The organism is Marinimicrobium locisalis (assembly GCF_039822625.1).
Classification (GTDB): domain Bacteria; phylum Pseudomonadota; class Gammaproteobacteria; order Pseudomonadales; family Cellvibrionaceae; genus Marinimicrobium; species Marinimicrobium locisalis.
In genome coordinates this window covers 1-26,027 of sequence record NZ_JBDLLG010000029.1, presented here as the reverse complement: position 1 = coordinate 26,027, position 26,027 = coordinate 1, and the positions used below count along the sequence as shown (strand labels likewise).

The window sequence follows — 26,027 nt, the reverse complement described above, 5'->3', positions numbered from 1 at the left end:
ACGAATAGACCATGGGTGCCTACAGTTACCAAGCGCTAGACGAAGCCGGCAAAACCGTCAAAGGCATGCTCGAGGGGGACTCCGAGCGCCAGGTCCGCAGCCAGCTGCGCGCGAAGAAACTGAAGCCGCTTTCGGTACAGAGCGTGGCCGGTGGTCGCAAGGCCGCGGCGGCTGGCGGCGAGGGACTCGGCGGCATGCGCCAGCGCTGGCGCGCCAAAATGAGCGCCCGGGACCTGAGCCTGATTACCCGCCAGTTGGCGTCGCTGGTGAAATCCGGCCTGCCGCTGGACGAGGCATTGCAGGCCACCGCGAAACAGCAGCAGAAACCCAATAACAAGCGCATACTGCTTCAGGTGCGCACCAAGGTGCTGGAAGGCTTCAGCCTGGCCCAGGCGTTGGGGGAAATCCCCGGCGCTTTCGACAATATGTATCGGGCCATGGTGAAGGCGGGGGAAAGCGCGGGCTTTTTGGCACCGGTACTGGAGCGGCTGGCCGATTACACCCAGAGCAACCAGCAGATCCAGCAACGCCTGAAAATGGCCATGATCTACCCGCTGGTACTGCTGTTTATCAGCCTCTCGGTAATTATCGCGCTGATGGCCTTCGTGGTGCCCAAACTGGTCAGCGTGTTTCAGCAGGGCGAGCGCGAACTGCCGGCGCTGACCCAGTTTCTCATCGCTTCCAGTGACTTTATTATTAACTATGGCCACTACACGCTCCTGGTGCTGGTGGCGCTGGTTTACGGCTTCAACCGGTTGCTGCGCAACGAGGCCCGGATGCGCCGCTGGCACCAGCTAAAACTGAAAATGCCGGTGGTGGGCAACCTGATCTTGCAAATCAACTCGGCCCGTTTTGCGGCCACCCTGGCGCTGTTGTCCTCCAGTGGTGTGCCCCTGCTTCAGGCGCTGCGCATTGCCGGGCAGGTAATGACCAATAAAATTATGCAGGAGGCCTGCGAGCAGGTGGCCGAAGATGTTCAGGAAGGGACCAGCCTGCACCGCTCGTTGGAAAATTCCGGCCAGTTTCCACCCCTGTTGGTGCAGCTGGTGGCGAGCGGGGAGGCCAACGGTACTCTGCCCGAGCAGCTGGAGAACGCCGCCCAGGACCAGGAACGCGAACTGGAAATGATGCTGGGGGTGGCCATGGGCTTGCTGGAGCCCTTTACCGTGGTCTTTATGGGGGGCGCCGTCTGTTTGATTGTGATGGCGATCCTGCAACCGATTTTCGAAATGAACAGTCTAATTTAACGCGAGAGCGACACAGTGAGCGGAGTAGCAGCTATGAACCGGAAACCTTTACGCAGCCAGGGTGGCTTCAGTCTGATCGAAATCATGGTCGTGGTCATTATCATCGGCTTGTTGGCGAGTATTGTCGCCCCCGCCGTGCTCGACCGGGCCGATGACGCGCGCTTACAAAAAGTCCAGGCGGACTTCAAGGCCATCCAGACCGCCCTGAAACTCTATCGCATTGATAACTACACCTACCCCACCACGGAGCAGGGGCTGGAGGCGTTGGTCAACAAGCCCACCATGGCGCCCGAGCCGCGCAACTGGAAGCAGGGCGGCTACCTGGACGAGCTGCCGCAGGACCCATGGGGCTCGCCCTACCAGTACCTGAGCCCGGGTGAAACCCGCGAATACGACATCTACACCCTGGGCGCCGACGGCGTAACCGGCGGTGAAGGCCCCAACGCCGATATCAGCGTGTGGGACGAGAGCGTGCAAGGGAGTTAATGACCGTGCTCACCACCCAGCGTGTTCGTCAATCGGGGTTTACCCTGGTCGAGCTGTTGGTGGTGATGATGATCATCGGCATCGCCATCTCCATGGCGACCCTGTCCATCGGTGGCGATGACTCCACCAGCCGGGCAGAGGAAGAAGTTGAAGAGTTTATGCTACAGGCCAAGTTCGTCTCGGAGCAGACGGTGCTCGACTACAAGATGATTGGCCTGTTCTGGACCCCTCGTACCCCCGGGGACAGCACCCGCCAGCGCTGGTGCTATGACTGGCGCCAGCAGCGCCAAGGGGAGTGGAACCCCGTGGGCGAGGCGCTGGAAGGGCGCTGCCTCCCGGAAGATATGCAGCTTGAAATTCGGGTGGAAGGAGAAGAGTGGGAGTACGACCCACGGGAAGAAGAACCGGCACCGGTACTGATTTTTGCGCCCAGCGGGGAGGCCACGGCCTACGAAATGGCCATTTTCCCCGACGAGTTTGACGCGGGAAAAGCCCAACGGGTGGAAGTCTCGCCCCTGGGCGAAGTGACCTGGCTCAACCGTGAAGAACGGCGCAAATGGGAGCAGGATTTATGAGCCCCCAACAAAAACGCCAGCGCGGCTTTACCCTGATTGAGGTCATGGTGGCCCTGATGATCGTCGCCGTCGCCCTGCCCGCGTTCCTGACGCTGGTAATGACGCAGTTGGACGGCACGGCCTCCATTCGCGACAAAACCATGGCGTTTTGGGTGGCGGAAAACGAGCTGACTCGGTTGCGATTGCTTCAAGATCATGGTGGAACGGATTACCGGCTGCCCGACGAGCAGCGCGGCCGCCGGACTCAGGCGGGCCTGGAGTGGCAGTGGCAACTGGAGAACGAGCCCATGAAATTGGGCAAATTCGGGGAAATGCCCGAATTTCGGCAAATCGAGATTTCGGTTTCGCCCGCAACGCAGGAAGACAACGTCCTGGCCACGCTGACGGGGGTGTTTCGTGAAACCTCGCCGTAGGGGCCATGGCCAGAAGGGTTTTACCCTCCTGGAAATGATGGTCGCGCTGGCCATCGCCGGTGCGATTGCGGCCATGGCCTACCAGGGCCTGACCGCGGCCAGTAACGGCGCTGAGCGCAGCCGACAGATTATGGAGCAGATCAATAACCTGGACCGTGCCTGGCAGTTAATCGGACAGGATTTTCGCCATCTGGTGCCGCCGTCGCGGGGGCAACCAACGCAACAAAACGGTGGGGAGATACTGGTAAACCCGTTCGAGGCGGACCCGCAGGGCTCGCTCGCCAATGAAGAGCGGATTATGCGGTTCACTCGACACTCCTGGGCCAACCCGCTGGAGCGTTTGCGCAGCGATCTTCAGAAAGTGCAGTACTGGCTCGATGAAGACCAGACCCTGTGGCGCCTGTACCGGCCGGAGCGAAACGAACCCTACGATGAGTACGAGTTCGAGGAAGAGGCGGTCAAGATGCGTTTGCTGGAAGGGGTAAAACACCTGGAAATGCGGTTTTTGTCCCAGGCTTACGTGGCTCGTTCGGGGAAGGGTGCGCTGGAAGGCGATGACTACACCCGCGATTGGTCCAAGGCGTGGCCGGACCCCGACCAGGTGGGGGGCAACCCGGCCGCCATGCCCCACGCGGTGATGATGCGGATTGAAGTGGAGGGGGTCGGTGTTACTGAGCGCCTGTTCGAAATCGTCAAGCCCGGACCGTAGTAAACCCGGTACGCAGCGGGGCGCGGTACTGATTATGGCGCTGCTGATCGTCAGCGTCGTCGCGGGCTTGGCGGTCAAGTTTACCGCCGATTACCAACTGGGGCTGGCCAAGGCGGAGAGCCGCTGGCTGGGAGCCCAGACTCGCAACCACCTATTGGCGGCCGAGTCGATTACCAAATTTGTCCTGGCCGAAGACCAGGACCCGGCGGTGGATTATTACGAGGAAGGTTGGGGGGTCACACAGGATATTCAGCTCGATGGGGTTTGGGTCACCGTGGCGATTACCGACGCCCAGAGCTATATCGACTTGAACAGTCTGGGGGAGGGGGTGGATCAGGATAAGGCCATCAGCGACCCCAGCCGCTATTCGGTGGCCCAGCGGCGGTTTATCCGCCTGCTGCAGACCTTTGAGGAACAGCTACCGCTGAACCCGAGCGAGGCGGCCGCCGTGCTGGAAGCCATTGTTGATTGGATGGACTCAGACAATACCCCCAGCGGTTTTGGGGGCGCCGAGGCGGATTATTATGTCGGGCTGGAAACCGAATACCAGCCGGCGAACCAGGCGTTTTCCTCGGTGGATGAGTTGCGTTTGGTCCGGCATGTGAGTGAAGACCTGATGCAGCTGATCCGGCCCTACTTGGTGGTAATGCCGACGCAAGGGCAAGGACAGCAGGGGCAGCAGATGAATGTGAACACCATGCCCCGGCGGCTGTTGCGCACCATTAACGGCGCAAACGACCTGACGCCGCTGGACCAGGCTCAGGTGGAAATGCTGTTGCAAGACAAGGCGCAGCAGGGGTTCTACCAGAATGTGGACACCTTCCGTGGCAGTCAGGGGTGGCAGAGTTTGGGGGTGACGCCGGAGACGTCGAACCTTGGCGTCACCACCAGCCACTTTATGTTGGAGGCGGAGGCCACCATCAACGAGCAGCGTCGGGCGATGCGCAGCATACTGCGGCGCAACAACGATAAAGTTGAGATGATACAGCGCAAAGACATTTACGAAATTACCCGGTTCCCGCAAACGGCAGCGCCGGCGAACTCTCAATCAGCGACGACACAACCGAACTAAGCGAACACAGTTATGGCCAATCAACTTGTGCTTTACGTCAACCGGGCCCAGGATCAGTTTCGCTGGTGCTGGCTCGACAGCGAATCCCGCCCGCTGCTGGACAGCGCGGCCTCGGGGGATTTGGAAACGCTGGTGAATACCCTGGGCGAAGGGCATCACATCGCGTGGCTGTTAGTGCCCGGTAATCAGGTGGTCACGCGCGAGTTGGAATACGCCGAGGCCGAGAGAAAACACCTTCGCAAGCTGTTGCCGTTTCAGTTGGAAGAGAGCGTCATCGGTGATATCGATCAGTTTCATTTCGCCCTCGGCCACCCGAAAGACGGCCGTGTCATCGCCGCTTATACCGAAAGTGCCTGGCTGCGCGAACTGTTTGACCGCCTGTCCGAACGGCACATTGAAATCCAGCATGCCTGGGCGCTGCCGCTGACCCTGCCGCTGCCCAAGGAGGCGGAGCCCTCCGAGTCTTACCCCCACTGGACGCTGCAACTTGAGGGCGACGCACTAATGGTGCGCTATGCGCCCAACCTCGGTTTCAGCGTCGATCGTGACCAGGCGCGGCTGAGCCTGCAGATGCTACTGACCGCGCAAAACCGCGTGGATAACCTCCCGCGCCTGTCCCTTCGCGCCGCCACCGATGCGGACCTGGTCGCGCTGGAGTCCCTGCTGCCCGAAGAGCTGAAAGACCGGGTGGATGAACAGGCCGTGGTGGAGCTGTGGCAGCTGGATTTTCACCAAAGCGGCCTGCTCGACCTGTGCCAGGGTGAGTTCTCGCAACGCCTGCCTGTGGAGCGCTGGTGGCGGGACTGGCAAGGGGTGGTGGTCGCCGCGGCCGCCTGCCTGGTGCTCTACATCGGCGTGACCGTTTACGAGGTAAAAACCCTGGAGGCGGAGAATCTCGAAATTCGCCGAAACATCGAGCAGGTTTACCGGGGCGTCGCGGGGCAGGGCAACCTGGTGGACGCGGAGCGCCAGTTGGAGCAGCGGCTCTCGGAAATGCAGCCCAGCGCCAGCGGCGGCCGGGTAACCCCGTTCCTTGGGGACGTGTTCCCGGCTTTGGCGAGTACAGAAGGGGTGACGGTGAGCGCGGTGTCCTACTCCGCGCGCAGTGGCGAGCTGAGCCTCAACGTTCGCGCCCAGACCTTTAACGCCATTGAAACCCTGCGCGGTGAGATGCAGGAGCAAGGCCTGGAGGCCGAACTGCTCAGCGCCAGCGCCCAGGGCGATACCCACAGCGCCAGGCTGAGAGTCTCAGGAGGCCGTTCATGAAAGCATTTTTTGACTGGCTCTCTCGCTACAACCGGCGCGAGCAAACCATTATGTTGGTCGGCGCGCTCGCGGTCGCGCTCTATATTCTCTGGCAAGCGGTCTTGGTGCCCTTGTCCGAGTGGCGCGAGCAACAGGTTCGCTCCAACAACGCCGTCAGCCAAAGCCTTGGGCGCGTAGAGTTGCTGGCGGCGCAAATGCGCAAAGCCGAGCAGCAGGCCCAGTCGGCCGCCCGCGATGACAGCAACATCAGCGCCCTGGTGGATTCCAGCCTGCGCGCCAACAACCTGAGCATGAGCGGTTTTCAGCCGGGGACCGGGGGCCAGGTACGAGTCCGTCTGGACAAGGTGCCTTACGACCGCTTCATGCAGTGGCTGCATGAAATGGAATACCAGCACGATGTAAGCGTGGTGGATTTCTCCATGGCCGGTGCCAGTGAACAGGGCCGGGTGACAGTCAACATTCGCCTGCAAAAGAATTAAATCGACGACCTGACTATGTGGAATAACCTTTCTAACTTCATTCCCCCTGTGCGCTGGGTATTGGCGCTTGTTCTGCTGACGCTGATTTTTGCCGTCGCTCGAACGCCCGCCACCTGGGCCGCTCACTTTATGACCCAGGGCAACACCCTGGGCCTGAGCGGTGTGCGTGGCACCGTCTGGGAAGGCCAGGCCCGCATGGCCAGTGTGGAAGTGGACAACCAGCATTACTCCCTGGGGGCTCTTCGGTGGGACCTGAGCCCACTGTCGCTGCTGACATTGACCCCCTGCGCGGACGTCAACGCCAGCCTGGAGAGCCAAAGCATCGACGGCCGGGTTTGTGCCGGGCTCGGGGGCAAAGTGCGGGTCAGCGATACCAGCATCGACGCCCCCGCTAATCTGATCCAGGCCGGGCTGCCGTTCCCGGTCCAGGGTCAGCTTTCGGCCAATATCCAGTCTCTGGCCATGGCCGACGGGCAAATGCAGAACCTTGAGGGCAACCTGAGCTGGACCGGCGCGCGCGTCCAGGCCGAGGGCACCTGGGTCACCCTGGGCAGCTACGCCGCCGAGGCTCGCTTCGACCCTGAGCAAAACGCCATTGTGGCCGATGTCTTTGACCTTGAAGGGCCCATCGACATAGAGGCAGAAACTCGCCTGCCGATGGCCGGGGGCGTATACGTTAAGGGCCAAATGGAAATGACGGACGACTTCAGTGATCAGATCCAGGCGCGCGAATGGATGCCCATGGTACTCGACCACCAGCAGGGCAACCGTTACAACATCGACCTGCAATTCTAGAAAACCCGGAGGCACCATGAAAGCCCGCCTCGCCGCTGCGCTCTTTTGGTCGCTGGCTTTTCTGCCGGTCAGCGTCCCCGTCTCGGCGGAGTGGTTCAGCGACGAGCAGGCCATCATGGGCACCCAGGTCGTTGCCCGGCTATGGCACACCGACCCCGAGGCCGGACGGGAAGCCCTGGCGGCGGTCATGGAAGAAATGCACCGGATCAATCGTCACTTTAGCCCCTACCTCGAAGGTAGCGAACTCTCCCGCCTGAACCGTGAAGCGGTGAAGGCTTCCAAGCAAGCCCCCCTCTCCATCAGCGACGAGCTGGCCTGGCTTCTGGCCCAGTCCATCCGCTATGGCAAGCTCACCGACGGCGCTTTCGATGTAACGTTCGGCTCGGTGGGGCGCTACTACGACTATCGCGAAGGCCAGCAGCCGGACAAAGCCGCACGGGAAGCGTTGCTGGCCGCTATTGATTACCGCAAGATTCACCTGGATGCCCAAGCCGGGGAAGTGTACTTCGGCCACCCCAAACTCTATGTGGACCTCGGTGGTATCGCCAAGGGCTATGCGGTGGACCGAGCCGTCGCGGTGCTGCGCGAGCGGGGCATAGAGCACGCCAGCGTCGGCGCCGGGGGGGATACCCGCCTGCTGGGGGATCACCGCGGCCGCCCCTGGCGGGTGGGCATTAAAAACCCCCGCTCCCCAGAGGAAGTAGCGATTGTTCTACCGCTTCAAAACGAGGCGATTTCCACTTCGGGGGACTACGAGCGCTACTTTATTAACTCGGAAGGGGAGCGGGTTCACCATATTCTCAACCCGAGCACAGGCGCCTCCGCCCAGGGCGTGGCCAGTGCCACGGTGCTCGGCCCCAACAGTATCGATACCGACGCCCTGTCCACCAGTGTGTTTGTGATGGGCGTTGAGCCGGGGTTGGCATTAATTGACCGACTGGAGGGGTTCGAGGCGGTGGTCATTACCGCCGAAGGTAAAGTGCACTACAGTAAGGGGCTGGAGTCGCCGAATTAAGAAACTGAAGACTGTTTGTTTAAAACGCTAAAGGCTATTCATTTGGAGCGCTGAAGGCTGTTAATTTAAAAAGCTGAAGGCTCTATCCTAATGGCGCTGAAGGCTCTGCCCTAAGAAAGCCAAGTGTGAGCGCCGTCACAATTCCAAAGGCTTGGGGCCACTAGAATAGAAAGCCGTTGTATGCTGCGCCAATAAGCGCGCTTTTTTCGCTTGGGGGAACACTGCATGTCGTCTCACTCACTCCGCTCTCGGCGGCGTCCGTTTCTGTTGCCGGGTTGGTGCCTGGTGCTTATCGTTTTATGCGGCCTGCCCTTGGGGGTCGTTGCCCAGGAGGCCCAAGATGAGGCGGCTCTGGAGGCTTCTCTCGAACAATTGAAAGAAGACACTCTGGCGCTCAATCGCGACCTGCTGATTCTCGAGGAAGAACTCTTATACCCCGCCAGCAGCCAAGTGGCCGTATATCTGTCCATGGATCTGGGCAAGCTGTTTCATCTGGAAAGTGTTCGGGTGCAGGTGGACAGCGAGCCGGTGGCGGCGCAGCTATATACCGAGGCCCAGCGCGAGGCTTTGCACCGTGGAGGCGTTCAGCGGCTGTATCTGGGCAACCTCAACTCCGGAGAGCACGAAATCAGTGCGGTCTTTACCGGCATCGGGCCCGACGGGCGTGATTACAAGCGCGGCACCCGCCTCGAGGTGGAAAAGGGGCAGGAGCCCTTAATCCTAGAGCTCAAAATTGTCGACTCCGCCACCAAGCTACAACCGACGTTTGCCGTTGAGGAATGGGCGCTGCAATGAAGCAAGGATTGCGTCGGCTTGGCCTGATATCAGTGGCGTTGCTGGTGCCCGCCCTGAGCGAGGCACAAGAGCCGGCTGACGGGCGGGCGGCGCTGCACGAAGGCGTGGCGCGCTACCACTACTACCAGCAAGACTATCTGCCGGCCCTCAGTGAGCTGATGGTGGCCCGCGAACGCGGGCAGCTCGACGAAGGTCGGGGCGCCATTCTCGAGGGCGCGATTCGCCTGGCCTTCGGCATGTCCGGCAGTGCCCGGCGCCAGCTTGATCCGGCCCTGCAGGACAAGCCCGAGCAGCGAGCCGCCGCTACCTTCTATTTGGGCAAGCTGCACTACCTGCGCGGTAACTGGCGGGGCGCCACCGAGGTCTGGAGCGGCATGGTCGACTTCAACGCCCTGGCCCCGGAGTTGAAGCGAGAGCAACGGGCTCTCGAATGGCAGTGGCGGCTGCGCACCGACGCTCCCCGGGCGGTCGAGGCCGAGCAACTTTGGGACGAGTTGGGCGACTGGGCGCCCCAAATTCTGTACAACCTGGGCGGTGCCTATGCCCGTGCGGGTGAGCATGCACAAGCCCGAGACTACTACCGGGCCTTGGTGGACGAGGCGCCTTCGCACTTCTATTCCAACACCGAATATCTGGCCCTGCGCGACCGTGCTTTTACCGCTCTGGGTTACAGTCATCTATTGGCGGGTGAGTTCGCCCGCGCCGAAGAGGCTTTCGACCAAGTCCGCCTCACCCGCGATGAGACCGAACAGGCGCTGCTGGGGTACGGTTGGGCGGCGCTCGAGCGCGGCGATCCGAGAACGGCGGTACGCGCCTGGCAGGCTCTGAGTAAGCGCTCGCTGACCCAAAGCGCCGCTCAGGAAGCCCTGGTGGCCCTTCCCTACGCCTATGCCCAATTGGAGGCGCCCGCCGCCGCGCTGGAAGCCTACGACGGCGCCGAGCGTCGCCTGGAAGTCGAGCTAGCGCGGGTTCGTGAGCTGGCTCGGGTACTCACGGCCGATTACTTGCTGGCGCAACTGGAGCATGAAAACACCGGCGACTACCTCGCCCTGCGCGGCCAGGAAAACTGGTTAACCCTGACGGAGGAGACGGTGGCCCAGAGTCCGGACCCCTACCTCTCGGATTGGGTCAATCAAAGCCGGTTTCAGTCACAGGTTCAAGCGCTGGCGGACTTGCAGGACCAGGACCACCTGCTCGCCAGCTGGCCGGACAAACTCTCCCACTACGCCGAGCTGTTACGGGACAAACGGGCGCTGCGCCAGGACCGCCAGGCGGACGTCGCGCGCGAGGCACTTTGGCAGCAGGCCGAAGAACTGCGCCGGCGCCGTGCACCGCTGGCGGATGAACTGGCTCGCATCGAGCGCGAGGGGGATGTGATCGCGCTGGCGGACGCCGATACTCGGGCGCTCTACGAGCGTACCCGAAACGCCCTGGCCCGTCTCGACCGGCTGGTCGCGGCGGGCCGCACCGACGAAGCGCGGGAGCGCCGCGCCCGCCTTGAGTTGTATCAGGGCATTCTGTTGTGGCGGGCGGCTCAGAACTACCACGCGAACCTGTGGCAAACCCAAAAGCCCCTGCGCCAGCTTGATCGGGCCCTGGAAACCCTGGCGGAGCGCCGGGAGCGGGTCAGCGCCATTGTGAACCACAACCCGGATATCGGCCCCACCCTGGAACGTATGGCGGCCCTGGAAGCGCAAGTCGAAGATCAGCGTGCCCGTCTGAGGGAGGCCCGCCAAACCCGCGCCCAGGCGCTGGCGGAAAGCCTGCAAGGGCATCTTGAGCGGCACCAGCAGCGCCTGACCCAATATCTCGCTCGGGTCCGCTTGGGGGCGGCCCGGCTACAGGATCAGGCCCTGCGAGCCGGGGAGGGGGCTCAATGATGCGCTCGCGCCTGCCCCTGACCATTGCCTTGTTAAGCGGTACCTTACTGCTCTCCGCCTGCGGGAACTATGCGCCACGCTCCCAGGGCATGGCCGCCTTGCCCGAAGCGACATTGCCCTCTCCCGGTGAGCCAGTCACCCCCGAAACCGCCGAGCGCATTGCCGAGCGGTATCAAGAGGCTCTGACAGCGGCGGATGACCCCGCGATGCGGACCGACATCCGCTGGCGGCTGGCGGATTTGGCGATGGCGAGCAGCGAGCGCGCGCTGGCCGAGTCCGACAGTGTCGAGGCTCAGTTCGAGGCGCCCATCGCCCGTTACCGGGCACTGATTGCCGATTACGAAGCGGGTCGCTGGCCCCGGGAGCTGCCCGAGGCGGACCGCCTCTACTATCAACTGGCCAAGGCCTACGCCCTGGACGGGCGCATGGTTGAAGCGAACACCACTCTGGCCGAACTCGCCCAGCGCTTCCCCCAGTCGGACTATTACGCCGAGGCCCAATTTCGCCGGGCCGAACGGGCCTTTTCCGTGGGTGACTATGCCACCGCCGCGGCGCTCTACCGGGAGCTGCTGCCCGGCGAAGGCCCCATGCCGGAGTTTGGTCAGAACGCCCTGTACATGCGCGCCTGGGCACAGTTCAAGCAGGCTGAATACGAGCGGGCGCTGGAGAGCTTCGCCCGGGTGCTCGACCACTTGTTGCCCGAGGTGGAAACGCCTACCGCGTTGGAGCAGGTGTGGAATCAGCTCGATAGTGCCCGGGCGGAAGTGGCCGGCGATGCGCTGCGCGCCATGGCGCTGTCCTTCGCCTACCTGGAAGGGCCCGACAGCATTCGGGCCCTGGAGGCGCGCATCGGCCCGCGCGTGTACGAGCACAAGCTCTACCAGCGCCTGGCGGAAACCTACCGCGAGCAAGAGCGCTTCCGCGATGCCGCCGATACCTACGTTCAGTACGTGGAGCAAAACCCCAATAGCGACTTGGCGCCCGCGTTCAGCCTGAGCGAAATCGACACCTACCGCGAGGGCCGTTTCCCCAGCTTGATCCTGCCCGCCAAGCAGGCGTTCATTCGTCGCTACGGGTTGCTCAGCGCCTTCTGGTTTGATCGGGGCGGCGAGCCGGGCGAGCGAGTGGAGCAGCACCTGCACGAGTTTTTGGCCGACCTGGCGAACTATCAGCACGCCCGGGCCCAGCGCTTGGCCGATGAAGGCGCGGCCCCCTACGAGCGCCGCCAGGCCTTTGCCGATGCCGCCACCTGGTACCGGGAGTTCGTGGCCACCTTCCCGAACGACCCGGCCATGGCCGAGCAACAATTCCTGCTGGCGGAAGTACTCAACGAGGCAGAGCAATGGCCTGAAGCGCTGGAAAACTATGAGCAGGTGGCCTTCGTGCACCGCGATGCGGAGTACGGTCGTGAAGCCGGCTATGCCGCCGTCCTGCTCTCCGGGCAGCTTTCCGAACGCGCCGGCCCCGAGAACCTGCAATGGTGGCAGCGCCGCCTGACCGTGGGCCGGCTGTTCGCCCAGCGCTATCCGGCGGACCCGCGCTCCACCGCCGTGCTCGCCAGCATGGCGCGCGGGCAGCTCGATCGGAACTATCTTGAGTCCGCTGCGGATCTGGCCGAAACGCTGTTGGCCTGGCATCCGCCGGCGAGTGTTGACGAACAATTTACCGGTTGGCTGGTGCTCGGCCACAGCCGCTTCGACCTGAACCAGTACGCCGCCGCCGAGCAGGCCTACTGGCAGGTGCTGGAGCGCTGGCCGACCGCCGGCGTGGCCTCGGCCGGTGCCCCCACTCAGGCCGAAGTACGGGAGCGGATTGCCGCGAGCCTCTACCAGCGGGCGCGCACGCACCTTGACCGGGGCGAGACGGCAGAAGCGGTGGTTTTATTGCAGCGCATTCCCGATGAGCTGCCCAACACCGATGTGGCGGTGCAGGCTCAGTTCGACACCGCTCACTACCTGTTGGCGCTGGAGCGTTGGTCCGAGGCCCAAGAGGCCCTGGAGCGGTTCCGGCGCGCCTACCCCAACAGCCCGCTTCAATCTCAGATTCCGGCACGGCTGGCAAAGGTCTACCGGGAACAGGAAAATTGGGTGGCGGCCGCCGACGAGCTTCGCCGGCTGGAGCAGGTGTCGGATGACCCCGCGTTGCAGAAAGAGTCCCTCTACCTGGCCGCCGAACTCTATCAGCAGGCCGAGGAGACCGAATCGGCCATCGACAGTTATCGCCGCTACGCCCACACCTACTTGGAGCCCGCTGCCGATCGGCGCGAAGCCGAGTACCAGTTGACCGAACTCTACCGGCAGACCGGGCAGACGGAGAAGCGGCATTTTTGGCTACAGCGGTTGGTGGATGGCCACAATGCGGACAGCGGGCGCTCGACTTATCTGGCGGCCTTTGCGGCGAGCGAGTTGGCCGAGGAGAGCTTCCAGGCGTTTTCCCGCATTAAGCTCGACCTGCCGTTAACACCGAGCCTGGAGCGCAAGCGTTCGGCCCTGGAAAGGGCCTTGGCCGATCAGGAAGCGATTCTGGAGTACGGCGTGGCGGAGTTCAGTACCGGCGCCAGCCACCGAATGGCGGCCATTTATCACCAGCTTAGTCGGGACTTGATGGCCTCCGAACGGCCCGAAGGGCTGGGGGTGTTGGAGCTGGAGCAGTACGACATTCTGCTGGAAGAGCAGGCCTACCCCTTTGAGGAAAAAGCCATCGATTTGTATGAAATCAACGCCCGTCGGACCCGGCGCGGCGTGTATGATCAATGGGTAAAACGTAGCTTCGAGGCGTTGGCGCAAATACTCCCGGCCCGCTATGGTAAAGAGGAACAAGTGGCGGAGGTCAGCCGTGGGCTTTATTGATACCCGCTTTACCCGGTTTTGGCTGCCCGTTACCCTGCTCGCGCTGCTGGCCGGTTGTGCGACAACGCCGGAACCGGAGACCGAGCCGGCCGCCGGGGAAGAGAGCGGTGAAGCCGCCGCTCCCTCGGCCCTCCCGGAAGGCCCGGTCACGCCCAACCCCTACGAGCAAATGGAGGTGCGGGTGAGCGACCAGGCGCAAGCCGAGTTTGACCGGGCGCTCGAGGCCATGCGGAACGAACAATGGGAGCAGGCCGAGCAGCGCCTGCGGGGGATGACCGAGCAATACCCGACGCTCTCCGGCCCGTGGGTGAACCTGGGTAAGGTGTACGCCGAAACGGAACGCCCGGAGGAGGCGGTCACCGCCCTGGAAAAGGCATTGGCGTTGAATCCCAACAACTTGGATGCCTACAATCAGTTGGGGCTGCTTAAGCGAGAGGCCGGCGCGTTTGACGAGGCCGAAGCCCATTACCGTCAGGCGCTGGAGGTCTGGCCCTTTCACGCTCGGACCCACTTGAACCTGGGGGTCTTGTTGGACTTGTACCTGGGGCGGGGGAAGGAGGCGCTGCTGCACTACCGAGCCTATCAGCAGCGGCAAGAGGAAATGGACCGGCAAGTGGCCGGTTGGATTGTGGACTTGGAGCGCCAGCTGGCCGCAGAGGGTGGGCAATGAGACGAATACTTCATTGGTTGGTAGTCGCTGCAGCGGCGCTGGCCATAAGCCCGGCGTGGTCGCAAGAGGAGCGCTCACAGGGGCCGATTCTTGAACTGGAATCCCAGGTCACCGGTAACCGCGAACAGCCCCAGGTATTTCATGTGGTGCCCTGGCAGACCCCGGACAGCCCGGTTCCGGGCTACAATCCACTGGGGCGCCAGTTGGATTCGGTGTTCGGCCATTTGGAGCGGGACGAGCTACAGCGTTCATTGGAGCAATCGCAGGAAGCAAGTGACGTCGATCAATAGACGGCGCAAAATTCCTCTAAAAATACAATCTGAATCACAGACTGGCTGTGCTCAAGTTGGCATAATTACCCGGCAGGCGCCAGCCTGAAACGACAACAAACGATAGGTCTCTGCAAAAAGAGACCCACGATACGCTTGACTCTTGAGGGCATACCCATGGAATTCATCACTGTACCGCTGCGCTTTTTTCAAAACGGCGGCCCCTTTATGTATCCCATCGCCATTGTGCTGGTGGTTGGCCTGGCGGTCTCTCTGGAGCGCTGGCTCTATCTCAGCCACGCCAAAAGTGCCAACCGCAAAGCGTTTCGGCAACTGATGCCCCTACTGAAAAAACGGGATTACAACGGCGTGATGAAGCTGGGGCAAACCTCCAGCGCGCCTATTGCCCGCATCATAAGCGCCGGCGTGGCGCGCATGAGCCAGTCCCAGCGCCGGGACGACATCGAGCTGGCCATGGAGGAAGGCGTAATGGAAGCCGTGCCCCGCTTGGAAAAACGCACGCCCTATCTGGCAACCCTGGCGAACATCTCCACCCTGCTCGGTCTGCTCGGCACCATTATTGGTCTGATTTCCGCCTTTACCGCCGTGGCCGAAGCCGACCCCGCCGAGAAGGCCAATATGCTCTCCGGCAGTATTTCCGTGGCCATGAACACCACCGCCTTCGGCCTGATGGCGGCCATCCCGCTTTTGCTGTTCCACGCGACTTTGCAGACCAAGACCACCGAGATTGTCGACAGCCTGGAGATGGCGGGGGTTAAGTGTCTCAACCTGATGGGCTTGGGTAGCGTCCAACGGGCCAGCAAACCCGGCAGCGCCGATACTGCGACCAAAGGGTAATCGTCCTCCCGGACGAGTTCAGAGACCATTTAAAGGACAGCAAAAGCGATGTTTCATCGACGGCGCCATCGACACAAAGAAGAGGCCGAGCTCGACATCACCTCCTTTATGAACCTGATGATCATATTGGTGCCGGTGCTGTTGATGAGCATGGTCTTCGCGCGGATTACCGTGCTCGATATCCAGTTGCCCAAAAGCGTATTGGGCGAGGCAAGTGAATCCGACGAACCCAACGAGCGGTTGGAACTGGTCATTCGCGAGGATTATTTTCAAGTGAACTTCCCCGCCGGCCAACCCGTGGACCGGGTGCCTTTCGTTGACGGCGAACCGGATACCGAGCGGCTATCAAAACTGCTGCAGTCGGTTAAGCAGACACTGAAAAACGACGGCATCGAGAAAAACGATATTCTGATATTGTCCGAGCCGGACACCCCCTACCAGACCCTGGTCAGCGCCATGGACACCGCCCGCTCTTTTAAGGCCGTGGTGGCCGCTTCCGTGGTGGACGCCGAGCTGTTCCCGGCCATTTCCCTGGGTGATGCCCCGGCGCGGGAGGGGAGCGAATGAAGCAGTCCATGCGCGCCCGCCGAATGGAGCGGCACCACCGCCGGCTGAGTAAGTTGCCCAAGCTGAACCTGGTTTCCTTGATGGACATCTTCACCATTTTGGTGTTTTTCCTCTTGGTGAACTCCGCCGAGGTAGAGGTGCTGAGCCGGGACAAAAACATCGAACTGCCCGCCTCGGTGGCCGACCAACAACCGGATCAAAGCCTATTGCTGGTGGTGGGCAGTGACCAGATCCGGGTCAATGGCCGGCCCGTGGCGTCGGTCAATGACGTTATGGCTCAGGATGAGGCGGAAATTCCCGGCCTGGCGGAAGAGCTGTCGTTTCGTGCCGAGCAAGCCCGGCCGCTAACCGAGGCGGAAGAGGAAGTCGGTCGCCCGATTACCATCATGGGTGATAAGGACCTTCACTATCAGTTGCTGAAAAAAGTCATGGCCACCTGCGCGGCCACGGACTACCGAGATATCTCCCTGGCCGTGGACCGGGTGGCCTCCGGGGGGAGCGAGTAATGGCTCTGCATTTCGGCCCCAATACCGAACTGCCCTGGGAATCCAGTGCTGAGGAAGACCAGACGTTCAAGCGCCTGCTCCGTGGGTTGTTAGTTGCCCTATTGGTATTGGGGGTGATTGTGCCCTTTGTGCCCCTGCCGGACCTCAGCCGGGAGGATAAACAGGAGTTGCCCCCCCAGTTGGCTCGGGTGATCCTGGAGAAGGAAAAAGAACCGCCGCCTCCCCCGCCCGAGCCTGAACCGGAACCCGAGCCCGAGCCCGAGCCGGAAGAAGCAGAACCCGAGGAGGAGCCCGAACCGGCCCCGGAGCCTGAACCGGAACCCGAACCTGAGCCTCCACCGCCACCCCCGCCCAGTCGAGTGCAGGAAGCGCGGGAAACCGCCGCTCGCAGCGGCCTGATGCAACACCGGGATGCCCTGGCCGCCATGCGCGATACCGTGGATACCAGTCGAGTGGAGCAGGCCGCCTTATCCGAAGGCCAGGCCGAAGCTGAGCGGCCCGAGCGCACCGTCATTGAAGGCCAGGTCGCCGAGGACAGCGGCGGCATCGAAACCGACACCCTGAGCCGAGACACCGGCGGCGGTGGCGAGTTGGCCGACCGGGAAACCACGCAGGTAGCCAACGAAGCTGAAGCCCTGGCCGCCGCCGAATCGGCGGAAGAGGCCGCCGGCGGTTCGCGGGAACGGGCCGCCCGCAGCGACGAGCAGGTCCGTCAGGTCATCGACCAGCACATGGGCGGCATCTTCGCCATCTATAACCGGGAGCTGCGCAGCGATCCGCTGTTGAAGGGTAAGCTGGTGGTGCGAATGGTCATCGAGCCCAGCGGGGAAATTTCCGAAGCCAGGGTCGTCTCAAGCGAGCTGGACAACGAAGCACTGGAACAGCGCCTGCTGGCCCGCATACTGCTGATTACCTTCCCGGATGCGGACGTAACGGTCACCCAGGTGAACTATACTTTTGATTTCTTGCCTAGGTAACTTGGCGAACCTCTGATAATCTCCCCGGAGCTCGGGATTGTCAGAGGTCACTTAAACCTGAAAGGAGTGAGTGGTATGTCGATCGAAATAACCGGTATTCTGGGCCTGATCCTTCTCATCTGTGTGATCTACGCCCTGCTGCAAGTCGCCCAAAGCAATGAATCCAGCACCGCCAAACTGGTCTGGATCCTCGCCCTGCTGTTCCTACCCTTCCTGGGTTTTATCATCTGGTTGTTTATCGGCCCGCGCGGTAAATAGACCGAGAGTTCGGTAAACAACCGAGTATCGGTAATGGTGGTGCTGGAACCTTTGTGGGTTCCGCGCCGCCACTTTTAATCGACTCTAAGCCTAGATCCCGCCTCACTTCCCCGAGGTAGCCCCCCCTTATCCTACGAAAAGTGCAAAAACTGTTGCCCAGAAAATAGTCATCGGGGTATCATCAAAAAAAGTCCTTAGGGAAAAGCCTGGTGCCGTTTATCCAGCCTAGTCCATTAGGCGATTAGATAAACTTGCTCCAGGAAGAAAAATGTTCGTATATAATACAAAGTTCAAATTTTTTGGGCCAACCCTCTCTTTTTTCCAGATCCTGTTCAAAAACCGTTTCGTTCCAGGGCTGGCGATAGTGCTCCTAAGCGCCCTTTGTGCCAATACCTACGGTTACGTGAGTGTCCCCTCCAAAAACTACACTCATTCTTCCTCAGCGAATATAACGGTCACCTGGCGTTGCACGGTGGACTTTTGCTACCTGCAAGAGAAAAGTGGCGGGAGCTGGGTTGATAGGGAGTACATTCAAGGCACTTCAGCAACCCAAACTAAACGCTTTACCAAAAGCCCGGGTACCTATTACTTTAGATTGAAGAGATGCACTGTAACGGGTAGCCGTTATGGGACGGAAGTGTCTTGTACGGAAGACTATCAAAAAACCGTAAACGTTATACGGTACCCCGCATCGAGCCCAGCGCCCACGGTGCCAGCTACGAACAACTCGGGAACCTACGAAATATCTTGGTCTTCAGTGCCAGTCGCGACTAAGTACCACATATACGAGAAACCACTGCATCAAACTAGTTGGACGCGTATAGCGGTTAAACACCGAGGGGACTACCGTTTAACCATCACCAAGCCGAATGGCGCCTATCAGTATAGAGTCAGCGCATGTACATCCCGATGTGCGACGCCTAGTGGAGCGAGAACTATTAAAGTAGCTAGGGCGCCTGCTCGTCCCTCTACCATAACCCTTTCAAGTGACAATCCAACGCGAGGCCCTATAGATTTCTCTTGGGCCGCCTCTACAACAAACGTTACTACGTTCCTGTGGGAAGTGCTTGATGGGAGCGAACGTCGAGCACACGGGAACACAACACCGCAAACGAAGAGTGCAAGCTATACTGCCTTGGAGGAGAGCACCTATAAGGTGAGGGTAAAGGCTTGCAATGTGGTAAGCGGCTATAGTGTCTGCTCGTCCTGGAAAACGTCGGAGAACATTTACATGTCCCTTCACAAGCCGGGTGAGATTGGATCAAGCTCGGCAGTCGATAAGATCGGGCTATACTCTGGTGACCCTCTTTCAACTATACCCGACCCAAAAGGGGAGACACCATCTGATTCAATTTACTACGGAGCGCTGGAGGGCCAGTACTCCGTATCTCCAAGCGGGACCTTAATGTTCTCCCTCCCGTTGGAGGTGCCGGTTGGTATAAACGGTATGCAGCCCTCGCTATCTTTGGACTATAGCTCTGACCATAAAAATGGAATACTGGGGTGGGGATGGAGCCTATCGGGATTGCCGCATATTGAGAGGTGCGCAAAAAATTGGCGTATCGATTGGCGAGTGACCGGAGTGTCCAACCACGATAGCTATGGATACTGTTTAGACGGCCAAAGGCTGATAGAAGTTAGCGCGGGGACGTATAAAACTCACAAGGACGACTTTTCTACTATAGTTAAAAAGTCAGATTATTGGGAGCGCACTGATTCTGATGGAGTTGTATACCGTTTTGGGCATAACTCCGACTCCAAAACAAGAAGTGTCAATATCAGAACATCAAGGTGGGCGATAGATAAAGTTGAAGATATATACGGAAATGGATATACGGTTCGTTACGATAACGAGGGGTACCTACAAAACATCGAGTATATGAAAAGAGAAGGAATATCGTATTATCATCGGTTATCTTTTTCGTACCAGCCGAGGCCGGATGTAATTGGTGAATATGAAGCAGGAGAGCTGCGTTTAACAAAAAAGCGGGTTGAAGCAATAAACGTGTGGGCTAGCGGCAGGGATTTTTGGACGTATAACATAAAATATGAGGAGTACGGAAAAAATCATGCAGGCGATATTTATGAAAACCCAGTTGAAACGAGTCGAATTTATGAGATAGAGCAGTGCTTCAGTCTTTCAGATGACAAATGCAAAAGTGCCATTAGCCTAGATTGGAACAGAAACTCTGATTCGGATTTCGAGTATCAGTTAGCTGATCAAGAGATTATAGATCGATATGCAGAGGCTTATCCAAATATAGAAGTTGACAGGCCTATTGCAAATGATAACAAAGGTAATAGAGTCATAACCTTTGATACTCAACAATATACTCTCAACGTTAACGATCATGACGATGGCGAAAAGCTATACATTGACGTTGATGGTGATGGCTATAAGGACCTTGTGTCTATCCCTTCTACGAAGGATAGTTTCTCAGTTTATCTGAATACAGCCAAGTCAAATGAAGAGCCCGATTTTGCAGGGAAGGAGCATGAGGGATATTCAATCCTTAAAAAGGTAACAGAGTCGACTGTAAAAAATAGGCTAATGTTTTACGGCGAACGCGATCATATAGAAGTGAGAGGTTGGGGTGCGAGCGGTGAAAGTCAGCATGTAACTCGAGAAAAACGAGCATTTTCCTACACGTTTCAGTTTGCTGATGTGACGGGAAATGGACTGGTCGACCTTATTCGCTTCCCTCCGGGTTGCACGGAGTTCATGGAGAAATGCCGTTGGTATTCTTCCTTCTCAGCAGATATATCAGTAGCGCCTAATTACGGTGAAAAGTTTGGTGCTTTCCAAAAGTGGGCGGACTTGTCAACGAGCGAGATGGCACCTCAGTTCTCCTACTTTCTCGAGGATCTTAATGGTGATGGATTACCGGATGTGAGAGCGATAGGAACGCTACCGGACACGTATGTGTTCTATAGCATGAACCTAGGAATCAATAATGGTAGTGCTTGGTCCTCAAAAGGACTTGTCAATGGAAAATTCAATTGGGTAAACGGGGGAGGTAATTGGAATAAGATTCAAGGCTATCCAGGCGATTTTAACGGCGATGGAATAATGGATTATGCGCAGATCCCCACAAAGATGCATCACCAAGGAGCTGGTGACATAGATGAAGAATTGAAAGTTACGCTTGGTACTGGTGCACACAATATAGACGTGAATAATGGAGTTAAGCGCTTTGCAAGTTCTAAAGTAGTCTACTCTGGGGCGTTTATTTCCCAGTGCGGAAACGGTGCAGAAGAAGATGACACCTGTGTCTGGACTGTTGTGGACTATAACGATGATGGTATGGATGATTTGGTCGAAATAGGGTTCACCAAGGATCTCTACTGTAGTGCCAATCCCAATTGGGGTTACTGTGAAGAAGCAAGGTGGACCGTGAATGAGTTTACAGCGCGTCTGTATCTCTCTAAAGGAATAAATAGTAACGGTGTTATAGCTTTTTCCGAACCAATGGAGGTGTTGGAGGATGGCTTGTTATCCGAGGCAAATATCAGAAGAATGAAAGAGTCCGAGCTGGATCGAGTGGCTGCTTTTTTCAGCTATCATAGGAATGGAGGGATATCTCTTAATAAAAAGTTAACCAATAATGTAGCCCGGCACCATATTAGAAAGATTTACCAGGCAGGAAGGAGTGCCCTTGTTCGATACTCAGCCGTTGATGACAAAAGTGTCTATCGTCAGGGAGTTCGAGGTGATGACACCGGAAGAAGAAATGGTGGTGTCTACGCTCAGAATGAAAACCTGGCTCGAAAGCTTGTGGTGAAAGAGATAAATGATTCTAGTTATCTGACAGGAAAAATCGTTAAGACCTATGAATATGAGGGGTATCGATATGATAGTGCGGGATATGGAGGTCTCGGATTTGACAAGATAACAGTCAAAGAGACAGCTTATGGTTTTGATGAAAGCTTAGTGACTGTTCTTAATTACCACAATGTAGTAGAAGGACAACAATATAACCTATCAGGTAAGCTTCGAGAGAAAAAGCGTTATATTGCCGATATTAGCGGCGAGAGTAAACGGCTTCTAAGTCATGATAAGTACCAGTGGAAGGTTGGTACATTTAACATGAATTCCTACAACCTTACGCCCTCATACTATTATCCCTATATTTATAGGCAAAGCTCTGAATCTTGGGACTTGGAGGGAACCAGAATAGCAACGTCGATAAAACACAACCACACGCCCAAGGGTAGAAGTTGTGAGGCCTTATCGGTCGAGGAGGCGTCGAATGTCATTAGGTTTTCAGGCAGTTATGAAGACCACGAAAAAGGGGTTCTCTTGTATCAGGAAGAGGTGTTATGTGGTTTCGATCATTCTGATAATCGGGTTGTAATACAAGCTACAAAGAAATCTGATGTTACCACTAAGGGGCTTCGGTCTGGGCTGGTCCAAAGAATGGAAAGTCTTACTTGGACAGGGAAAGAAATAACAGACTTTCAAGAGTCTTCTTTTATAAGAAGACCGAAACAATATAAGTTTGAGGCCGATGGAGATCTTGAGTCAATGGAACGCTACCCGGAAGCTTCTGAACAAGACCGAGTAAACTACAAGGAATCTTATACGTACGATCAATACGGTTATATTAGCAGTACACTGAAAAGTTGGAAGGCATCGGAGGACGACGGCCTAGGCTTCAACAATGTTAGAACCACAATGCTCACTAGTTATGGCACAAGGGGGGAGCGCCGAGTAGAAATATCATCTCCGTTAGTAGGGACGTCATCAATGGAGTATCACTCAGCCTTTGACGCAGTTGTTAAACGCGTTGATGTAAACAAAGTTACAGAATTGATGACGTATGATGTGGCTGGCCGAATCATTGCATTCGATAGCGCAAGTGGTGCGGACGAATTTTATCAGTACTATAACTGCGATAAATGCTTCGGGCTGCACTCATCCTCGGGTTGGTTTTCCTATAAGAAAACGGTAGGAAGTTCGCCAGAGAAAGTCTACTACCGGCTAGACAACCTGCGTTTCAAGGAGTCCACAATCGGGTTAAATGGGGATCTGTATTCAAGTACGACGGGCTACAATAGCTTAGGGAAAGTGGTAGAGACTAAGGACAGAAATGGCCAGCGGACCTTATATGATTATGATCGTTTGGGAAGATTGGAAAGAACTCGATACCCTGACGGGACGGATGAAACAATTACCTACTTGGCAGGTAAAGTTATAAAGAAAAATCGACTGAGTCAGGAAACGGTTGAGTACCATAATGCACCCGGTTGGCTTGTGCAGTCGGATGACGCAAACGGTAGCTCAGTAGTGATGACCTATGATTCAGTCGGGCAGTTGACGTCTTCGCTTATACATGAAAACGGTATGGTTAACGAAGACACGAGACTGTCGGTTGAATACGATATGGGCGGGCGCCGAAAGATGCTGTCTGACCCAAATATGGGAGTAATGAGATTTCAGCATAACGCGTTGGGATTGTTGGCTTCATCCAAAGATGCGAACGGATACAATACGAGCTATGAATATGATCAGTTAGGTCGACAGATAACAAGAGTTGACGACTCGGAAGGATCTCCAAAAACACATAGATGGACTTATGATACCGCCTCCAACGGTAAAGGTAAGCTGCATAAAGTTTCGGGCATTAATACCGATGGAAGTTCATACCTGGAAACTCGGTCGTATGATGCCTCTGGAAGGCTGTCTTCAACTGTCACTAAAGTCGGTGCTACCTCGTTGGCTATAAAAAATAGTTTTGACGAGTACGGTCGGCCGTTATTGATAGAGTACCCAACTGGATACAAAGTCGCGAACATATACAACCAATACGGTTATCTGGCGCAAAAAGTTGCTGTCAATGATATGCAAATTATTTGGCATGCGGACGAAGCCAATGCCTATGGCAGTGTGCTTCGGTCAAGGTTTGGAGACGGAACGGAAACAACGAGAGAATATGATGACTTTAGCAATCTCCCTACCGCCATTAAATCGATAAGGTCGGGGATGCTCCTTCAGTATCAGGAGTTCGACTACGATGCATTGAATAATCTTGAGGAACGAAGGGATTTGAGGAATGAAGTAACTCAATCGTTTTGCTACGATGACCTTAATCGTCTGGTGTCAGCACGCTTTGATGCATGTTCTGTGAGCGATTACGATTACAGCTACGACGCGCTTGGCAACGTAATGAAGAAGCCAGGAGTAGAAGGGTACCAGTACGGGGTCAACGCTGGACCTCATGCGGTATCTGCCGCCAATGGTTTGGTCTACGAGTACGACGCTAGCGGAAACATGACGAAGGCTAAGAGGGGGGCGAGTGTCGTTAAAGAGGTGGAGTATAGCTCCTTTAATAAGCCTGTCAGGATGAGTGGCGAGCGTGGATGGTCTGAGGTGGTCTATGGGCCGGACAAAAGACGAGTCAAAAGAACCGATAGCAGCGGTCGATCCACCCTCTACGCCGGCGCCATGTATGAGCAGACAGAAGTCGCTGGGACCACGACGCGCACCCATCGTGTCAATTCCAGCATTTCGTATATAGAGGAAGTCGGCCTAAAGAACGCGAGCTATCATGAATATCGCCACTTAGACCATCAGGGGAGCGTTGTAGCTGTCACTACCGATAAGGAACCATCGTTGGAGGTGACCTCATATAGCCCTTGGGGGGAGCGCCTATTCGGCTTCTGGAATGGACCCTACGACCCTGACTTTGACCCAGTCAACAGCAGAGGCTATACGGGGCAGGAACATCTGGATAAGGTAGGGCTTATTCACATGAACGGCCGGGTCTATGACCCAGAGCTGGGTCGCTTCCTGTCGCCGGACCCGTTGATTCAGGCGCCAAACAATACACAAAGCTATAACCGCTATAGTTACGTGTTCAATAATCCCCTAAGCTTTGTTGATCCTACAGGCTATGAATCAGAAAAGCTCCCAGAAGTTGAAGCCAGAAAGCCATTAATTAGGGATGACGACCGACCCAACTGCGGCTACGGAAACGTGAGCAATAGTTGTACTGGTATACGCGGTGCAGAAGGTATTGAAGAAACTCTTAAAGAGTTGAGGGAAAGGGCTAAGTTGCAGGCTATTATTGGGCATAAGGGCTATAGTAATACAGTAAAGGAGCACAATGAGCTTGCACAAAAGGGGATGGCCCAAGACCAAATCAATAATATGTCGCCTGCCGACCTCTTGAAGTATTTTGGCGGAACGGTTATTCAAAATGGAGACGGTCAAAGCCTTTACTTCGGCCCTGATAGCAGAATGTCTCAATTATTTAGCCAAGGAGACGGAGCTAAGTACTTTGAGTCAAAGCTCTATGAAAAATATGGAGGTACTCTAACAACTGGCGGCAAAATGGATAATTTTGGTTATAAATTTGGCCCTTCACGCGTTTTTGGGACCTCTAACTTTGCTGAACACGTAGTTGGTAGTTGGGGCGGAGGGCAAGCAAGAGTTGTAGATCAGCAGATATTATTCCGGGCCACAAATACTATGGGAGCTAGTTCATTTTTTGCGGGCAGATATACAGAAAAGTGGTTTGGTTGGTCAATCGGTCAAAAAGCAAGTGATGTGCATATGACTCTAGAATGGACGTCACCAGTAAGGTAGTGAAAATGAAAACAACGTACTTAATACTTGTGGCCTTGTTGCTAGCTGGATGTGATAGTGGGGTCTTATGGGAAGATAAGCCGTATCAAGTCTTATGGATTGATGGTACAGCCAATAGAACTTTAAACTATGATTTTGGTGATGGTGGATTTATTACTCGAGTTGAGGCTCAAATTATAGCAGTGGGTAGCAACAATCGTTACATAGTGGCTAAGCAGAAAGAGCCTGGTACTGATGCAGTTGCATACTATTACATTGAGAAAGCCACTGATGATAAATTCGCTAATGGTGCATCTGGCCCATATAGCGAAGTTCAATTTCTACAATTGAAAAAGAAATTTGATCTGCCAGAGTTTACAAAATATTTTAATAAGTAGGACGACAAAGACTTGCCGCCAGCCAGTTTAAAGCCCAGCCATCCCCGGCTGGGCTTTTTGTTTTTAGCACTGCCTCCGAAACGCCACCGCATCAAATAAATCACACCCATCGGACAAGAGCAAGTAAGCCGCTTCGGAAACCGCTCGCAATGCCGAGCCGTCGGCCTCGGCTATCTTGTAAATCGTCGTCACTTCCAATAATCGCCGGGCGGCGTTGAGCCGGTGCGAAGCCGTCTCCGCCAGGTCCAACGCCTTAGCCGTGGTATCGAGAAACAATACCGGGTCGATAGTGGGTAGGGCTGTCATTGCCTGATGTCAATGGCCATCTATTTTGACCCACGTTTGGCCATTAATTTTGACCCACCGTACGTCGTCT

General features: G+C 56.9%; 23 protein-coding genes. 22 read left to right on the top strand and 1 reads right to left on the bottom strand.

Going from position 1 to position 26,027, the window contains the following annotated elements; genetic code table 11:
* Positions 1–11 precede the first annotated feature (11 nt).
* The 22 genes from gspF (at position 12) to AAE514_RS16375 (ending at position 25,651) form a co-directional block, all read left to right on the top strand.
* A complete protein-coding gene (gspF, locus tag AAE514_RS16480) occupies positions 12–1,247 on the top strand; it encodes a type II secretion system inner membrane protein GspF (protein WP_347332657.1) in 1,236 nt (411 codons plus the stop codon).
* Positions 1,248–1,280: 33 nt separating this feature from the next.
* A complete protein-coding gene (gene gspG / locus AAE514_RS16475; RefSeq protein WP_347332656.1) occupies positions 1,281–1,733 on the top strand; it encodes a type II secretion system major pseudopilin GspG in 453 nt (150 codons plus the stop codon).
* Positions 1,733–2,308 carry a prepilin-type N-terminal cleavage/methylation domain-containing protein gene (locus AAE514_RS16470; RefSeq protein ID WP_347332655.1) on the top strand — a complete coding sequence of 192 codons (576 nt, stop codon included), beginning with the start codon at positions 1,733–1,735 and terminating at the stop codon, positions 2,306–2,308. Before gspG ends, AAE514_RS16470 begins: the two co-directional genes overlap by 1 nt.
* Complete coding sequence (gspI, locus tag AAE514_RS16465) at positions 2,305–2,721, top strand: type II secretion system minor pseudopilin GspI (protein WP_347332654.1); 417 nt, start codon at positions 2,305–2,307, stop codon at positions 2,719–2,721. The genes AAE514_RS16470 and gspI overlap by 4 nt, the downstream gene beginning before the upstream one ends.
* Positions 2,705–3,430: a type II secretion system minor pseudopilin GspJ gene (gene gspJ, locus AAE514_RS16460; protein ID WP_347332653.1), complete on the top strand. Its 726-nt coding sequence runs from the start codon at positions 2,705–2,707 to the stop codon at positions 3,428–3,430. Before gspI ends, gspJ begins: the two co-directional genes overlap by 17 nt.
* Complete coding sequence (gene gspK / locus AAE514_RS16455) at positions 3,387–4,502, top strand: type II secretion system minor pseudopilin GspK (RefSeq protein WP_347332652.1); 1,116 nt, start codon at positions 3,387–3,389, stop codon at positions 4,500–4,502. Before gspJ ends, gspK begins: the two co-directional genes overlap by 44 nt.
* Positions 4,503–4,514: 12 nt before the next feature.
* Positions 4,515–5,768 (top strand): type II secretion system protein GspL, encoded by a 1,254-nt coding sequence (gene gspL, locus AAE514_RS16450; protein ID WP_347332651.1) that lies wholly within the window; start codon positions 4,515–4,517, stop codon positions 5,766–5,768.
* A complete protein-coding gene (locus AAE514_RS16445) occupies positions 5,765–6,247 on the top strand; it encodes a type II secretion system protein M (RefSeq protein ID WP_347332650.1) in 483 nt (160 codons plus the stop codon). Before gspL ends, AAE514_RS16445 begins: the two co-directional genes overlap by 4 nt.
* Before the next feature lie 15 nt (positions 6,248–6,262).
* Positions 6,263–7,042 (top strand): type II secretion system protein N, encoded by a 780-nt coding sequence (locus AAE514_RS16440; RefSeq protein WP_347332649.1) that lies wholly within the window; start codon positions 6,263–6,265, stop codon positions 7,040–7,042.
* Positions 7,043–7,058: 16 nt separating this feature from the next.
* Complete coding sequence (locus tag AAE514_RS16435; RefSeq protein ID WP_347332648.1) at positions 7,059–8,057, top strand: FAD:protein FMN transferase; 999 nt, start codon at positions 7,059–7,061, stop codon at positions 8,055–8,057.
* A 225-nt stretch (positions 8,058–8,282) separates the two neighbouring features.
* Positions 8,283–8,852 carry an AraC family transcriptional regulator gene (locus AAE514_RS16430; protein WP_347332647.1) on the top strand — a complete coding sequence of 190 codons (570 nt, stop codon included), beginning with the start codon at positions 8,283–8,285 and terminating at the stop codon, positions 8,850–8,852.
* On the top strand, positions 8,849–10,732 hold the full coding sequence (locus AAE514_RS16425; protein WP_347332646.1) for a tetratricopeptide repeat protein: 1,884 nt from the start codon (positions 8,849–8,851) through the stop codon (positions 10,730–10,732). The genes AAE514_RS16430 and AAE514_RS16425 overlap by 4 nt, the downstream gene beginning before the upstream one ends.
* Positions 10,729–13,581: a tetratricopeptide repeat protein gene (locus tag AAE514_RS16420; RefSeq protein ID WP_347332645.1), complete on the top strand. Its 2,853-nt coding sequence runs from the start codon at positions 10,729–10,731 to the stop codon at positions 13,579–13,581. Before AAE514_RS16425 ends, AAE514_RS16420 begins: the two co-directional genes overlap by 4 nt.
* The gene (locus AAE514_RS16415) at positions 13,568–14,251 is read left to right on the top strand and encodes a tetratricopeptide repeat protein (RefSeq protein ID WP_347332644.1); all 684 of its coding nucleotides are present in this window, start codon (positions 13,568–13,570) and stop codon (positions 14,249–14,251) included. Before AAE514_RS16420 ends, AAE514_RS16415 begins: the two co-directional genes overlap by 14 nt.
* Positions 14,248–14,541, top strand: a complete 294-nt coding sequence (locus tag AAE514_RS16410; protein ID WP_347332643.1) for a hypothetical protein — start codon at positions 14,248–14,250, stop codon at positions 14,539–14,541. The genes AAE514_RS16415 and AAE514_RS16410 overlap by 4 nt, the downstream gene beginning before the upstream one ends.
* Before the next feature lie 156 nt (positions 14,542–14,697).
* The gene (locus AAE514_RS16405) at positions 14,698–15,378 is read left to right on the top strand and encodes a MotA/TolQ/ExbB proton channel family protein (protein WP_347332642.1); all 681 of its coding nucleotides are present in this window, start codon (positions 14,698–14,700) and stop codon (positions 15,376–15,378) included.
* A gap of 48 nt (positions 15,379–15,426) precedes the next feature.
* Positions 15,427–15,945: an ExbD/TolR family protein gene (locus tag AAE514_RS16400; protein ID WP_347332641.1), complete on the top strand. Its 519-nt coding sequence runs from the start codon at positions 15,427–15,429 to the stop codon at positions 15,943–15,945.
* Positions 15,942–16,451: an ExbD/TolR family protein gene (locus AAE514_RS16395; protein WP_347332640.1), complete on the top strand. Its 510-nt coding sequence runs from the start codon at positions 15,942–15,944 to the stop codon at positions 16,449–16,451. The genes AAE514_RS16400 and AAE514_RS16395 overlap by 4 nt, the downstream gene beginning before the upstream one ends.
* Entirely contained in the window at positions 16,451–17,428 is a 978-nt protein-coding gene (locus tag AAE514_RS16390; RefSeq protein ID WP_347332639.1) for an AgmX/PglI C-terminal domain-containing protein, read from the top strand. The genes AAE514_RS16395 and AAE514_RS16390 overlap by 1 nt, the downstream gene beginning before the upstream one ends.
* Before the next feature lie 75 nt (positions 17,429–17,503).
* Positions 17,504–17,686, top strand: a complete 183-nt coding sequence (locus tag AAE514_RS16385) for a PLDc N-terminal domain-containing protein (RefSeq protein WP_347332638.1) — start codon at positions 17,504–17,506, stop codon at positions 17,684–17,686.
* Positions 17,687–18,917: 1,231 nt separating this feature from the next.
* Positions 18,918–25,274 carry an RHS repeat-associated core domain-containing protein gene (locus AAE514_RS16380; RefSeq protein WP_347332637.1) on the top strand — a complete coding sequence of 2,119 codons (6,357 nt, stop codon included), beginning with the start codon at positions 18,918–18,920 and terminating at the stop codon, positions 25,272–25,274.
* 5 nt (positions 25,275–25,279) lie between these two features.
* Positions 25,280–25,651, top strand: coding sequence for a hypothetical protein (locus AAE514_RS16375; RefSeq protein WP_347332636.1), 372 nt, complete (start codon positions 25,280–25,282; stop codon positions 25,649–25,651).
* 63 nt (positions 25,652–25,714) lie between these two features.
* Here the strand turns inward: AAE514_RS16375 and AAE514_RS16370 are convergent, their stop codons facing one another.
* Entirely contained in the window at positions 25,715–25,957 is a 243-nt protein-coding gene (locus AAE514_RS16370) for a hypothetical protein (RefSeq protein ID WP_347332635.1), read from the bottom strand.
* Positions 25,958–26,027: the final 70 nt, after the last annotated feature.